Annotated in this window: 11 protein-coding genes and 1 pseudogene; 4 read left to right on the top strand and 8 right to left on the bottom strand. The window is 51.6% G+C overall.

Going from position 1 to position 14,013, the window contains the following annotated elements; all coding sequences use genetic code 11:
• The 5 genes and pseudogenes from AQR02_RS33710 to AQR02_RS07635 all read right to left on the bottom strand — a co-directional run.
• Positions 1–920 (bottom strand): annotated as a pseudogene (locus tag AQR02_RS33710) (extracellular solute-binding protein); the annotation flags it as partial.
• A gap of 109 nt (positions 921–1,029) precedes the next feature.
• Positions 1,030–1,926 (bottom strand): carbohydrate ABC transporter permease, encoded by an 897-nt coding sequence (locus AQR02_RS07650; protein WP_054940068.1) that lies wholly within the window; start codon positions 1,924–1,926, stop codon positions 1,030–1,032.
• 13 nt (positions 1,927–1,939) lie between these two features.
• Positions 1,940–2,908, bottom strand: a complete 969-nt coding sequence (locus AQR02_RS07645) for an ABC transporter permease (protein ID WP_054942029.1) — start codon at positions 2,906–2,908, stop codon at positions 1,940–1,942.
• A 127-nt stretch (positions 2,909–3,035) separates the two neighbouring features.
• Positions 3,036–4,004: a LacI family DNA-binding transcriptional regulator gene (locus AQR02_RS07640; protein WP_054940067.1), complete on the bottom strand. Its 969-nt coding sequence runs from the start codon at positions 4,002–4,004 to the stop codon at positions 3,036–3,038.
• Positions 4,005–4,244: 240 nt separating this feature from the next.
• Positions 4,245–6,881, bottom strand: a complete 2,637-nt coding sequence (locus AQR02_RS07635) for an adenosylcobalamin-dependent ribonucleoside-diphosphate reductase (RefSeq protein WP_054940066.1) — start codon at positions 6,879–6,881, stop codon at positions 4,245–4,247.
• 393 nt (positions 6,882–7,274) lie between these two features.
• Here AQR02_RS07635 and AQR02_RS07630 point away from each other — a divergent pair, with 393 nt between their 5' ends.
• From AQR02_RS07630 to AQR02_RS07620, 3 genes are all read left to right on the top strand, one after another.
• A complete protein-coding gene (locus tag AQR02_RS07630; protein WP_054940065.1) occupies positions 7,275–9,014 on the top strand; it encodes a DEAD/DEAH box helicase in 1,740 nt (579 codons plus the stop codon).
• Positions 9,011–10,063: a YqhG family protein gene (locus tag AQR02_RS07625; protein ID WP_054940064.1), complete on the top strand. Its 1,053-nt coding sequence runs from the start codon at positions 9,011–9,013 to the stop codon at positions 10,061–10,063. The genes AQR02_RS07630 and AQR02_RS07625 overlap by 4 nt, the downstream gene beginning before the upstream one ends.
• A 156-nt stretch (positions 10,064–10,219) precedes the next feature.
• Positions 10,220–11,290 (top strand): hypothetical protein, encoded by a 1,071-nt coding sequence (locus AQR02_RS07620; protein WP_054940063.1) that lies wholly within the window; start codon positions 10,220–10,222, stop codon positions 11,288–11,290.
• A 123-nt stretch (positions 11,291–11,413) separates the two neighbouring features.
• Here the strand turns inward: AQR02_RS07620 and AQR02_RS07615 are convergent, their stop codons facing one another.
• Entirely contained in the window at positions 11,414–11,602 is a 189-nt protein-coding gene (locus AQR02_RS07615) for a YqzE family protein (RefSeq protein ID WP_054940062.1), read from the bottom strand.
• A gap of 174 nt (positions 11,603–11,776) precedes the next feature.
• Here AQR02_RS07615 and AQR02_RS07610 point away from each other — a divergent pair, with 174 nt between their 5' ends.
• Positions 11,777–12,526: an N-acetylmuramoyl-L-alanine amidase family protein gene (locus AQR02_RS07610; protein WP_054942028.1), complete on the top strand. Its 750-nt coding sequence runs from the start codon at positions 11,777–11,779 to the stop codon at positions 12,524–12,526.
• On the opposite strand, the gene AQR02_RS07605 is transcribed toward AQR02_RS07610, so the two are convergent.
• Positions 12,513–13,433 carry a divergent polysaccharide deacetylase family protein gene (locus AQR02_RS07605; RefSeq protein WP_245237200.1) on the bottom strand — a complete coding sequence of 307 codons (921 nt, stop codon included), beginning with the start codon at positions 13,431–13,433 and terminating at the stop codon, positions 12,513–12,515. The genes AQR02_RS07610 and AQR02_RS07605 overlap by 14 nt on opposite strands.
• Before the next feature lie 97 nt (positions 13,434–13,530).
• Positions 13,531–14,013, bottom strand: a 483-nt coding sequence (locus AQR02_RS33705) for a dehydroquinate synthase/iron-containing alcohol dehydrogenase family protein (RefSeq protein ID WP_245237198.1), incomplete at its 5' end; no start/stop codon positions are given.

Here is a 14,013-nt window from a genome sequence, read left to right as displayed (position 1 = left end):
GTTTTACCTTTAGCCAGATACTGTGCTGCGTCCTGGGTGAAGGATTCCGGATCAATCAGACCTGTTTTGTACCATTTTTCGTGGAAATAATTCAGAGCTTCCTTATATTCAGGCTGAGTCGCGGTAAAAATAACCTTCCCGTCACGGACGACCCGGTGCTCCAGATTATCCGGAAGGCCGAAAGCCCCGAACAGTCCGGCAATATCCATACACCACTGCATGTGCATGAAGCTTAGCGGGATCTCATCCTGCTTTCCATTGCCATTCGGGTCCTGCGTTTTAAAAGCAAGCAAGGCTTCCGTATATTCATCCAGAGTTTGTGGTACCTTCAGCCCCAGCTTATCCAGCCAGCTTTTATTAATGACGTGGAAGAAGGGATTGGTCCCCAGGTTATTCTCTTCAAAGGATGGCAGCCCGTAGATGTGTCCATCCGGTGCTGTGATCGAGGATTTGATATCAGGCCGGCGGTCGAGAAGCGCTTTCAAATTAGGTGCATACTGATCAATTAAATCCTCCAGCGGAATGATTGTTCCATCTTTACCGTAATTGATTAACTCGTAATCGGTGAATCCGGCCGCATAAAAGGCATCCGGCAAATCACCGCTCGCAAGCAGCAGGTTTTTCTTTTCCGCATAATCGGTATCAGGGATATTTTCCCAGTTAATTTTTACGTTAGTATCTTTTTCAAGCCGCTTGAAAATTTCCATCTCCGAGAATTCCGGTGCCAATGCAGCCTTCGGGGATACCATTCTTAAGGACACTGCTTTGTTAACAATCGGAAGACCGGTTTGATTAAAATCCGCTTCCTGATTCTGATTGCCAGACTGGTTATTTGCCCCGTTACCATTGCCCGAACATCCGCTTACCGCAAACGCTCCAGCCAGCATTACGATTCCAGCACCTTTGAATAAAGATTTCATTAGTACATAACCTCCCCTTATTTCGTTCCATAAGCGCAAATCAGATGTTGCTGCTCCTAAGCATTCCTTGATATTCTGTACATCACCCCCTTTCAAGACCGTGCCAGATTCACCCTTTGATTGAGCCGATCATTACACCTTTCACAAAGTACTTCTGCAGGAAAGGATACAAAATGAGCAGCGGCAGACTCGATACCATGATGACACCGTATTTGATCAGCTCCGTAACACGCATCTTCGCTGCATAAGATTCCACATCGATCATCATGCCGGAGTTGACCTGATTCTGGACAAGGATGTTGCGAAGCACCAGCTGCAGCGGGTATTTGCTCTCATTGTTCAGGTAGATCAAAGCGTCGAAGAAACCGTTCCAGAAGCCGACCACATGATACAGCACCATTACAGCCAGAATGGACTTGGACAGAGGCAGGACGATACTCCAGAAGAATCTTGTATTAGAGCATCCGTCAATGGATGCCGCTTCCCACATTTCATCCGGGATGGACGACTGGAAAAAGGTTCTTACAATAATGACGTTGAATACGCCGCCTGCTCCCGGGATGACAAGTGCCCACATCGTATTCAGCATGTGAAGGTCCTTGATCAGCAAATAGGTTGGAATCAGCCCTCCGCTGAAGAACATAGTGACCAGCAAAAACCACATAATTATAGACTTCCCAGCCAGGTCTTTACGGGCTAACGGGTAGGCCGCAAATACAGTCACAGCTACTCCAATTAAAGTTCCCAGCGTTGCATATAAAATTGAATTGGCGTATCCGATCCATATAGAGGAGTCACTGAAAATCCGCTCATAGCCATCAAACGTAAAGCCTTTCGGAAACAGCCAGACTTCCCCGGAGTAGATATAGTTGGGATCACTGAATGAGGCCACCAATACAAAGTACAACGGGTACAATACGAGCAGCATAATGAGGGTGAGCAGAATATAGTTGATAATGTCAAACCACATGTCTCCTCTGCTCTTCCGCTTCAATAATTGATTCAAAATGTTTTCCTCCTTACCACAGACTGGTTTCTGTCATCTTTTTGGCGATACGGTTTACGGTGAATATCAGGACAATATTGATGAAAGAGTTGAATAGGCCAACTGCCGTAGAGAAGCTGTATTGAGCCTTCTGAATCCCCATTTCATATACATAGGTCGGGATAATATTGGAGGTGGCATAATTCAAATCGCTCTGCATCAGGAACGCTTTCTCAAAGCCGATACTCATAATGTTACCAAGTGCGAGGATCAGCAAAATAACGATCGTCGGCAAAATGCTTGGAATATCCACATACCACACACGCTTCCACTTACTCGCTCCATCCATAATCGCAGCTTCATGAAGCTCGGGATTGACCCCGGCAAGAGCAGCAAGGTAGATAATGGTGGCGAAGCCTGTTTCCTGCCAGATGCCTGAAAGGATATACAGAGGACGGAACCAGCCTGCATCCGCCATAAACAGAATGGGATCTCCTCCGAACAGGGTGATGACATGATTCACAATTCCGCTGTTTGGAGACAAAAAAACATTTAGCATGCCGACGAGTACAACCGTAGAGATAAAATGCGGTGCATAAATCACGGTCTGCACAAATTTCTTGTAGGACTTGCCCAGCATCTGATTCAGCATGATTGCAATGATGATCGGAGCCGGGAAGCCAAACAACAACGAAAGAAAACTGAGTGAGAGCGTGTTCGTGATGATCGTCCAGAAGTTATAGGAATCAAAAAAATCTACAAAGTGCTGGAAGCCTACCCATTCACTTCCCCAGATCCCCTGACTTGGTGAAAAGTCCTTAAAAGCAATTTGCACCCCATACATCGGATAATATTTAAAAACAAGGTAAAGAATAATGATCGGCAATAAAAACAGGTACAGCTCATAGTCGCGTCTGACCCGGCTCCATCTTTTACGATTTGGTTTGATCATGGAATGTTCCGCCCCGCTGGTTGTTGAATTCACTCTTAAACTCCCTTTCATGTAAAAGTATTCATTCATTTTGAAACGTTTCCAATAAATATTGAAACGTTTCCAACTTTAGAAAAGAAAAACCTCAGTTGGGTTCTCAACTATCCAATGAGCTGATGTTTTTCCGGTTCAAAAGGAATCATGTAGTTTCGCCCTGCTTGAAAATAACGGGGATACGATACACTTGCTTATCTAAAGGTATGTCATCAATCTTGTTATAGAGAAGTCTGATTGTCATGCGGGCCATCTCTTCAACCGGCTGACGGATCGTGGATAGTATCGGATGAAAATAAGGACTATCCTGAATGCCATCGTAACCGATGACCTTTACATCCTCCGGGACACGAATACCCTTCCGGCTTGCTCTTTCAATATAGTTGGCAGCCAACATATCGGTTATTGCAAAAACGCCATCCACATCGTCATACTTATTTAGAAACTCATTGAAATAGGCCTCGTCGTCCACTATGGGGTCCGGCTTCTCATAGATCACATAATCGACTCCCAGAGCTTGCGCCTCATGAATGAAGCCCTCTCTGCGGTTCATGGTTTCACTAAATACAGAAGTGACACTTCCCATAAATGCCGGCTTCCGGGCACCCGCTTTTACAAGCTCCCTTAAAGCAAGACGGCCTCCCTCAAAATTATCCGAAGTGACGCAGGTGATTTTCTTATTGAAGTGTCTATCAATGCTTACAATCGGAATATCGTTGCTTACATTATTCTCGATATCGTTGTAAGTTATGCCAACAATACCAGCCACTTTATTTTGCCGGAGCATATCCAGATAATACAGTTCCTTCTCGGGCTTACCGCCGCTGTTGCACAGCATTAGCTTATACCCTTCCCGGTCCAATTCATCCTCGATGTAATAAGCCAACTCGGAAAAAAAGGGGTTCCAGATACTGGGGAGCAACAAGGCTACCATCTTGGATTTCTGCATTTTGAAATTCCGGGCCACTTCATTTGGAAAGTAATTCAGCTCTTGAATAGCTTCCTCCACTTTTCTGCGTGTCTTTGGTTTTACAGCGCCAGAGTTGTTAATGACTCTGGACACGGTTCCTACAGCAACGCCGGCTAAGTTGGCTACATCTTTAATGCTTGTCATTTAACACCCCCGAACTCTCTTATGAAAATTATAATATCACCAAAGTGGAAACGTTTCAATAGTTATTTTGGAAACGTTTCAATATTTTAAATTCAAAGCTAATTTAGTTGATTTTGATTAACTTCCTTGGTTGGATTAAACACGAACAGTCCCGGTGAATGTATAAATCTCACCGGGACTGTTTGTGCAGTTTTACATGCTATGAATTGTTGAGAACGAACTTATTTTAAGCTCCTAATATCAACCGCACCGGCTATACCCGCAGTTGCTGCAGGTCTTACATCCTTCGATGTTAACCAGCGAGGCGCTGCCGCAGGATGGGCAGAGGTCGCGGGAAGCGGTCGAATGGCTGTGCGCCGAATGGCCGCCGTGGCCGTCATCGGTGGATGCCGCTGCAGGGACACTTGATTTCAGCTCCGCGCTGAGCGCTTCGTTGAAATCAAGCTCCAGGGTGGCTGCGATTGGCGCGCCGGCATGATCATCCTGTGCGTTGTTCAGCACATGGGTTTCCAGGGCTTTAGCAACTGCGTCGGCGATGGACTCGACGCGGTTCGCGCCGAAGCCGATGGCGCCGGAGCCGCCGATGCCCTTGAGATGCTTGATCAGCAGCTCGACCTTCTCGCCGTGGTCGCCGTAACGCAGGAACAGCGAGCAGACACGGCCAAGCGCTTCCGCCATCGCAAAGACATCGGAGCCGGCCTTGCCGACATTCAGGAAGATTTCTGCCGGAATGCCGTCCAGGTCGTTGATGGTGATATACGCCATACCGAACGGCGTGTTGATCTTATAGGTGGCGCCGCGCAGCACCTGCGGGCGTTTCTTGTATTGTTTGTCCACCACATTGGCTTGTGGTGCAGGGCTTGCCGCCACTGCGGTTGCTGATGCGGCCGGAGCTGCTTCTTCTGCAGCAGGTTCCGCTGCCGGTGCATCCTTCTTGTCTTCCTTCTTCGAGGTTTCCAGCACCTGCACATCGCGGCTGCCGTCGCGGTAGATCGTTACGCCTTTGCAGCCCAGATCGAAGGCCATTTCATACAGCTCGGCTGTCTCTTCGACGGTGAAGTCGGACGGGCAGTTGGCTGTTTTGGAGATGGAGCTGTCTACCCAGCGCTGAATGGCTGCCTGTGCGCGTATATGGTCTTTCGCCGACAAATCCATGGAAGTCACGAAGTACTCAGGCAGCTCTTCACCCGGATGGGCTTCCAGCCACTCCTGGGCAATCGGCACGAACTGCTCGTCATAGCCAAGACGGCTCTGCCGGAAATATTTGAAGGCAAAGTACGGCTCAATACCGGTCGAAGTGCCGACCATTGTACCGGTGCTGCCCGTAGGTGCCTGGGTAATCACGGTAACGTTACGCATGCCGTGCTTGCGGATCGATTCGCCGACTTCCGGATAGACCTCGGTAATATTACGCATAAATCCGCTCTGCAGATATTTCTCGGCATCAAATGCCTGGAAGGAACCCTTCTCGCCGGCGATTTCCGCAGAAGCCAGGTACGCTTCGCGGGCCATGAAGCCGTAGAGCTTGTCCAGGAACTCCAGCGATTCCGGGCTGCCGTAACGGATGTTCAGCTTGATCATCAGCTCGGCCAGACCCATAGTGCCTAGACCTACGCGGCGTTCCAGCTTCTGGTTCGCTTCATTCTCAGGGAAATGGTAAGGCGTCTTGTCGATAACATTATCCAGGAAACGTACAGAATAGCGGGTAGTTGTTGCCAGATCTGCCCAATCCACATCATGATTCTCTGCATCGTAGAATTTGGAGAGGTTGACGGCAGACAGATTGCAGACGCCCCAGCCCGGAAGACCCTGCTCACCGCACGGATTCGTGCAGATAATCGGGTTGAAGTACCAGCTGTTTGACATTTGATTGTAGTATTCCATGAACACTACACCCGGCTCAGCCGATTTCCAGGCTGATTCAATAATCGTATGCCAGACATCACGCGCTCTGACGGTACGGTAAGGAATAACCGCACGGCCGTCTGCTTTCCATTTATCCAGATCCCCGTCCCAGATCGTATCGTAGTCAGGATCCGTTGTATCCGGGAAGACCAGCTCCCAGTCCAGATCCTCTTTGACTGCCTTCATGAAGGCATTGCTCACGCATACGGACAGGTTGGCATTGGTCACCTGGCCCATGGTCTGCTTCACAGTAATGAAATCAACAACATCCGGATGCCAGTCATTGATCATCAGCATCAATGCGCCGCGGCGGCTGCCGCCCTGCTCAATAAGTCCGGTAGTGTAGCTGAACAATCCGCCCCAGGATACAGAACCGCTCGACGATCCGTTGACGCCTCTTACGATTGCACGGCGCGGACGCAGCGAGGACAGGTTGATTCCCACACCGCCGCCGCGGGCCATAATCTCGGTCATTTCCGAGAGAGTCTGCATGATGCCGCCGCGGCTGTCTTTGGGCGAAGGCACAACATAACAGTTAAACAGTGTCAGTTCTTCACTTGCCCCTGCGCCCGCTGCAATGCGTCCGCCCGGTACAAGCTTCCAGTCATCCAGTATCGAACGGAACCGGCCTGTCCATTCTTCCTGCAGTTCAGGTGTTTTCTCTACAGAAGCCATGGCTGCAGCCAAACGGTCCCACATTTCTTCCGGAGTTTTCTCTATATTAAGCGTCAGCTTTTCTACATCCGATTGCACCAGTTCCCCGCTGCGCGTCTTAACGGTAACGATCCGGCCGTTGCGCTCGACAATCTCCCCCACTTCCTTTGTCGGAAATTTGGGATCATCTTTGGTCAGAACCAGCACAACATCGCCAACCTTGGCATTGTTGCTGTCTGCATCCTTCCAGGCATAACGGTCCAAAAATATTTTCTCACTTAGCCCTTCAAGGCGCTGCTTGCGTACCACTGTACTCAATAGAAAAACCTCCCGGTGTGTAATATGTAAATCATCCGCTGCGAGTAGTAATGTGGAGTCCTCTTGTCAATAACAAATAACCGCCAAAAGCCCTCCGTAAACAATAATTTCAAGCTTTTGTAACAATATATTGTGTGAACCAGCTTTTCAACTATACCACATATTGTATCGAAGTTCTTTTCCGAAAAAGGAAGCCTTATCGCAAAAAATCAGCATTGAGCCGCTTTTTCTCACTTTTTCTCGCTTTTTTATCAGATTCGACACGAAAAAAAGACCCTAAAATCAGCACGTCTGCTCTACAAGAATACTTTGTATAGTTATGAATTCTCTCTTTTACGCGCATACTACTTCTACGCATTTCTTATATGAAACCGCGCCGGAGGAGGCTGCAACATGACGCAATTATCCCGCAATTCCTTGCCGCAAGAGGGAAGCACACCCGCCCCGCTGCTGCCCGTCCCTCTGTCTTTTGAGCGAAACTGGCTGCATGATCTGGAATCGAAACTGGAGAAGGGCGGACCCTGGGGGGACTGGAGATTATCCCGCCTGGCCATTCAGGGTGAACAATCCGGTCTTGTCACCAGCTTCGATGAACTGCAATGTATGAAACATCTTTCTGGTTTGTCCCCGCTGCCCCATCAGCTCGATACCGCCCATAAGGTGCTGTTTGAAATGTCCGGCCGGGCAATTCTCGCGGATGAGGTCGGTCTGGGTAAGACCATTGAAGCAGGGCTCGTCCTCAAGGAATATCTGGTGAGGGGCCTTGTGAGCAAGGTGCTGATTCTGGTACCCGCCTCACTCGTGCTGCAATGGGTCCGGGAGCTGAACACCAAATTCGGCATCACGGCAGTCGCACAGAAAAAATCTTACTCCTGGGGCAATGACATTGTGGTGGCCTCCATGGACACCGCCAAGCGCGATCCCCATAAGGAGCTGCTGCTCAGCTCCGAATTCGACATGCTTATTATCGATGAAGCGCACAAGCTGAAGAACAAAAAATCGACCAACTATCAGTTTGTGCAGCAGCTCCGTAAAAAATACTGTCTTCTGCTCACCGCAACTCCCGTACAAAATGACCTCGGCGAGCTGTTCAATCTGATCACCCTGCTGAAGCCGGGGCAGCTCGGGAACCAGGGCGATTTCGCCGCCAACTTTGTTGTGGATAAACGCCAGCCGAAGAATGAAGTCCAGCTGCGCGGCGAGCTCTCCAAGGTCATGATCCGCAACCGCCGGGGCGAGGGGCCGGTCACCTTCACGAAGCGCAAAGTCCGAAATATACCGCTCACGCTCTCACCGGAGGAAAAAGCATTATATGACGGAGTAACGGCTTTTGTCAAAGACCAATATCAGGAATCGGGCGGAAACCTCAGCAGCATGCTCTCCCTGGTGACCCTTCAGCGTGAGGTATGCAGCAGCCGCGATGCGGTTTTCATAACCTTGGTCAACCTGATCAAGAAGCTTCCAGCCGATTCTCCGAAGCGTGAACGGATGATGGATCTCCTGCAGAGCATCCGCACTGTCAAGACGAACACAAAAGCGGAGAAAACGATGGAGCTGATCCGTGATATGAATGAAAAGGTCATCGTCTTCACTGAATACCGGGCCACGCAGGAATATCTGCTGCAATACTTCCGTGAGCACGGGCTGCAGTGTGTGTCCTATTCCGGCGGTATGAACCGCGGCAAGAAAGACTGGATGATGGATCTGTTCCGCGGCCGGGCCCAGGTGATGATTGCCACGGAAGCCGGCGGCGAAGGGATTAACCTGCAATTCTGCCACCATATGATCAACTTTGATCTGCCGTGGAACCCGATGCGGGTGGAGCAGCGGATCGGCCGGGTTCACCGGCTGGGCCAGCAAAACGATGTTGTCATTTATAATCTTTCCACCGAAGGCACGATCGAAGAGCATATCCTGCATCTGCTGCACGAAAAAATCAATATGTTCGAAATGGTGATCGGCGGACTCGATGTGATTCTGGAGCGGTTCGAAAAGAAGGAATCGCTGGAGAAAAGCCTCTATAAGATCATGCTCGAAGCGAGAAGCGATGAAGAACTTCGCAGCAGTCTTGACCATATCGGCGAATCGCTGAGCGAACTGTCCCACGAAACCCGGAAGGAAATCATGCCATGACACTTAGTCCGCTAGAGGTTCGCAAGCAGGTAATGGATTATCTGGAAGCGACCGATTGCTCCTTAATTGAAGTCTCGCCGCTGCATGTAACGGTCAAACTCTCGCCGCGTGCCGACCGGATGCTGACCGACCGGCCTTACTATTGGGGGTTTGTTGAACGCACCGGGGTAGACCCGGAGACCTTGTCGTTTACCTTCGTGTTCGATCCGGAGAAGTACGACTCTGCCGCTGCACAGGCGCCGCCTCCCTCACGGCCGCCCGGAGGCTTGAACCGCCTTGCCGGTGCGGCGCTGCCTTCCGGCGGCGCAGAAATGGAGGCCGGCGCGGATAACACAGCTGCGGCCGCAGTGGGCGGGGCGCCTCCCGGCGTCTCCACCGATCCGAAGGACAGCATTCTCGCCCGCTATTTCGGCATCGTTCCGGCGCTGCCGCGGATCGGTCCGGGGATGATCCGCCGCGAGGATGTTATCTACGGAAGCAAGCGGCTACGGCAAATTTGGGCTGCGGCCAAAGAGGAAGGCAAATGCCTGCAATTGTTTGAGGACCCGGGCAGCAGGCAGCGGATGACTCTGTTCTCGGCTGCTTACGAGCCTTGGCTGGGCGTGTGCTATAAGGTGGAGATGACCTGTGATCTCAAGCGGGAAGAGCTGCATTTCATCGGAATATCGCTGGCTACCGGGAAAATCGCTGAGGATTTCGGTTTAAGACTGAACACCCTGGAGCTGACCCCGCGTCTGCCGGAGAACATTCATATCCAGCCTTATGAGATGAATGTTGCTGCGGGAGCAGATAGACTGGAGAGCTATTTGACCTCACAGCTGGCCGCGCTCGACTATACCTGGGCTGAGGAAGCCCGCGAACGGCTGCGCCTGGAGCTGAGCATCGTAGATATCTATTACGAGGAGCTGCTGAAGGAGCCGGATGAAGAGAAAAAGCAAGCCATAGAGGAGCAGTACAACCGCCGCCGCAAAGAGACAGCCTGGCAATATGAGCCGCAAATTGCAGTTTCTGCCGTAACCTATGGTCTGTTTCACCTGCGCAGCACATAGAATGCGACTAGGTCCGCTAAAAGCAGGCAAAAAAACAGCGAAACTCCAAAGCAGCAGCGCGACAGCAAGCAACAGCCTTTTCAGGGCTTGTCCTCTACAATAATGGGTATAGGACAAGCCCGTACGATTATGGACCAAGAAAGGTGACTGACTTTTATGAACTCAAACGTAAGGTCAAGGACAGCGTCCAGACGGCGCGGCCGTCTTCTTCTCATTCTGTGTCTGGGGCTAACCCTGCTCCCCATCGCTTCCGGTTTCCCATCTGCTACAGAGGCTCAGGGCAGCCGCTTCACCGTTTCACAGGCGGTGTCTCTTGAGCTTCAGCCCGGACTTACGCTGAAGGCACTTCCATCTCCACAATCCCTTCAGGATTTCACTGCACTCACCATCAACAGGCTGTCTGCAGCCGCTCCATTTACAGAGTGGAAAAATGCCAAGACCGAGTTTTACCCGCTCGGCCCGGGCACACACAGCTGGCTGGTCAATGTGAAGAACGGGGAACAGCGCATTGGTTATCTGATCGTCTCCGCTACGGAAGACGGCGGATATTTACTCAGTGAATACGGTGCCGGGACTTCCGGACTGCCTTACAGTATGACAGAGCTGCGCCAGTTTCTGGTGCAGGAAGAACTTATACCTTCGAGCTATTCAGGTAAAGCCGAGTTAACAGCACTCTACGCTCCCATGCTGCCGGTATGGAAATTAACACTCGATAAACAAACTTACTATATCAACGCCCTAACTCTGGAAATTCTGCCTTGGAGTCTCAGCAAGGCCGAGTCCGTCCTGAATGGAACTCTGCCTGCAGCAGGTACAGTGACCAGCGTGGAGCACAGCTGGACTCCACAGCGCGCTTTCCGGAGCGGCGGGCAGGATGACCCGTATGCCGATTTACAGTGGCTGGCCAGTCCCAAGCTCAAACTGGTGAACGGGGACAATGTCGCGGTCCTGCTAGGCAGCGGAAGCGCCCTGGCCTTTCAGTCAGCCGGCAAAAATGATACGACAGGCGCACCATTTATGATCACTGGCTATCAGAGCTGGCAGATCTCCGCTCAAGGGACTCCAAACCAAGCAAAGACAGTTATATATGCCGCCTCCGGCTTGCAGGGACGGCGTTATCTTCCTCTTACCGCGCTGCAGCAGACCGGGACGCTGCATAAGCTCCCGCAATCCCAGAATATTGCATCCGGCACGATTGTACAGGCAGCGGACTTCATGCTGAAGTAATATCCAGGCACCCGCATCAAAACAAACAACCTTCCCATAAACTGCCGTAAACCGGCTGGGAAGGTTGTTTGTTTTGTCAGAACACCGCCGAAACAAGCGGAATTATTTTATTCCACCACACCGCTACTTGCGGCCGCCATCACTCCACTTGCTCCGCCAGATCGACAGTCCCAGCGGCAGCATTCCGAACCATTTTTCCGCCCATGGCTGTTTCTCGGCTTTTCTGCGCGCCCGGCTGGCCCGCGGGTCCTCCATATAGACCACTACTTTTTCGGTAATATACTTAACCAGATCATCACCGCTCGAAGCCATAACGCCACCTCCTTATTCTTCGAAGGATCTCATATCCATAGTGTACTCCAGATTCGCTGTGTCTAAACCGGAGAATGGTGAATCGTATAGACTTGCCTGTAACAGCACAATCTAACAAGGTATCCATTTGGATGAAGATTAACAATGTGCAAGGAGGTCATGCACTTGAGAAACATGAGCTACTTCAGGATAAGCCCTGTATGGCGGAGATGGTCCATTCTGCTGGCTTCTGCCGGTCTGCTGGCTCTGCTGGCCGGACAGGCCCATGCCGCTCGGTTCGAGCAAGTGCCGCACGCTTCTACGTCCGGCTGGCAGGAGAAAAGACAGCAAATGCTTGGACATGATCAGCGGATCATTCTGATTGATGCGGGACACGGGGGAATTGACGGCGGGACATCCCATGGCGACATCCTGGAAAAAGATATCACGCTGGCCATCTCCAGGCGTTTATTCCTTCTGCTGCGCAGCGACGGGTTCGATGCAATTCTAAACCGGACGGGGGATTACGCGCCAAGCGAGGAGAACCGCTGGCTGCGCAGCTCCTCCCGTCATCTCCGGGATCTGGCCCAGCGCAAGGAGCTGGCTGAAATGCTTCCGGCGAATGTCGTCGTCAGCATTCATATCAATTGGGCGCCCTCGCCGTCTAAGCACGGGCCGCTCGTGCCGTACCGCCAGGAAGGCAGGAGCTTTCTGCTCGCCCGCTCCATCCAGGACCAGCTCAACCAGATTTATGATATACATGCGGCTCCCAGACCGGGCAAACCGTTCTATCTGCTCAACAAAATAACCGCCACAACGGTTATCGTTGAGGCGGGGTTTATTAGCAGTCCAGCTGACCGCAGTAAGCTCTGTACTCCACACGGCCAGGAGGAGATTGCCGAAGCCATTGCCAGCGGTATTGCCGCTTATCTTATGGAAGTGTGAGCTGTTTATTCCATTTCCATTCCTCTCTGACCAGCTCTGAGATACCGACAAATTCCACATTGGCCTTCATTGCGGCAATACCGCGGCGTATACCCGCTGCGGTCTCTTTGCCCTGGATGCCGACATGGCCGATTGTCACGCAAAATCTCTCGTTTGTTGCCCGTTTCTCTACAAGACGCATCTGCTTCATGACATGGCCGGCAGAGTGAATGTCATCAAGGAAGATATGATTTTCTACAGGGGGCAGTCCGAGCTCCCGGGCCATTCGGCCCGCGACTGAACGGTAATTCGTGTGGCTGTCCACAAAAAACAGTCCGCGCTCCTTGCATACGGCCAGTACAATACCCATCACACGTTCATCACCGGTTACCTTAGAGCCCATGTGATTGTTGATGCCTACCGCATAAGGCACATTATCCAGTGCAGCTTCCACCCGTTCCCGTACCTCTGCATCAGTCATACGGGTCAGAACGGCCCCCGGGCCGAGCCACTCCGGCTTTCCATGGCGCGGTTCCATCGGCAGATGCACCAGTACGTCATAGCCGCGTTCGTGAGCGCGGCGTGCGTCCTGCTCCGTCGTGGACAGAAACGGCATCACTGCAGCTGTAATCTTAACCGGCAGCGCGAACATCTCGTCCGTACCGCGCATCCCGTTGCCGAAGTCATCGACGATGATCGCTACACGGCTGCGGGCGTGGCGCACCGGGTTAGCCTTCACTTCGGCTGCCTTGCTGTCCGCAGCAGGTTCAGTATGAACAGCAGCGTGCAGAGCCGTTTCCTGGCGCTGCCCCGAAACTGCACCCATCACTGACGGACCTCCCGGAAATAGTATGATCATCCAAATAATGATCGTGGCCAATGAGAGCAGCTTGCTGCATTTTAGCCTTGCCGGATTGCATTTTGTCAAAAGGAACGCCTCCTTCGTCTTCTGTAACCATTGTTCTCATTGTTTGGAACACGAAGGGTAAATATGTACCGGCAAGGTACGCAATAATTAACAATCGTTATACAGCCTGCCGCCCCCTGCGGTCAGCGGCAGCAATAGCTTCATATACATCCTGCGGGGTAACCGTAAACGGCATATTGCTCATTGGGCCGTCCGCTGCACAGCTGGCCGCTGCAGCACTCATAAGCTTCTCTGGTGCAATGACGGAAAGTCCCATTTGTTCCAGGGTCACCGGAAGACCTGTCTCACGGCAAAAGCTGACCACAGCAGACACTTCTTCCTCCGGTGCCTGCTCCAGCATCAGCTGTGCAAGGGTCGCGAAGGCAACCTTCTCCCCGTGCAGGATATGACGACATTCCTCCAGCAGCGTCAGGCCGTTATGGATAGCATGGGCTGCAGCAAGGCCGCCGCTTTCAAACCCGATGCCGCTTAGGTAAATATTCGCTTCTACAATATCGGCAACCGCCTTAGAAGCAATTCCCTCCCGGGCATCCCGCAGGGCCTCTGCCCCTTCCGAAAGAACCGTCTCGAGGCAGGCCCG

Source organism: Paenibacillus ihuae, from assembly GCF_001368795.1.
Taxonomy (GTDB): Bacteria; Bacillota; Bacilli; order Paenibacillales; family Paenibacillaceae; genus Paenibacillus_AQ; species Paenibacillus_AQ ihuae.
The sequence above is the reverse complement of the archived record's forward strand: the minus strand, read 5'-3'. Positions and strand labels throughout refer to the sequence as shown.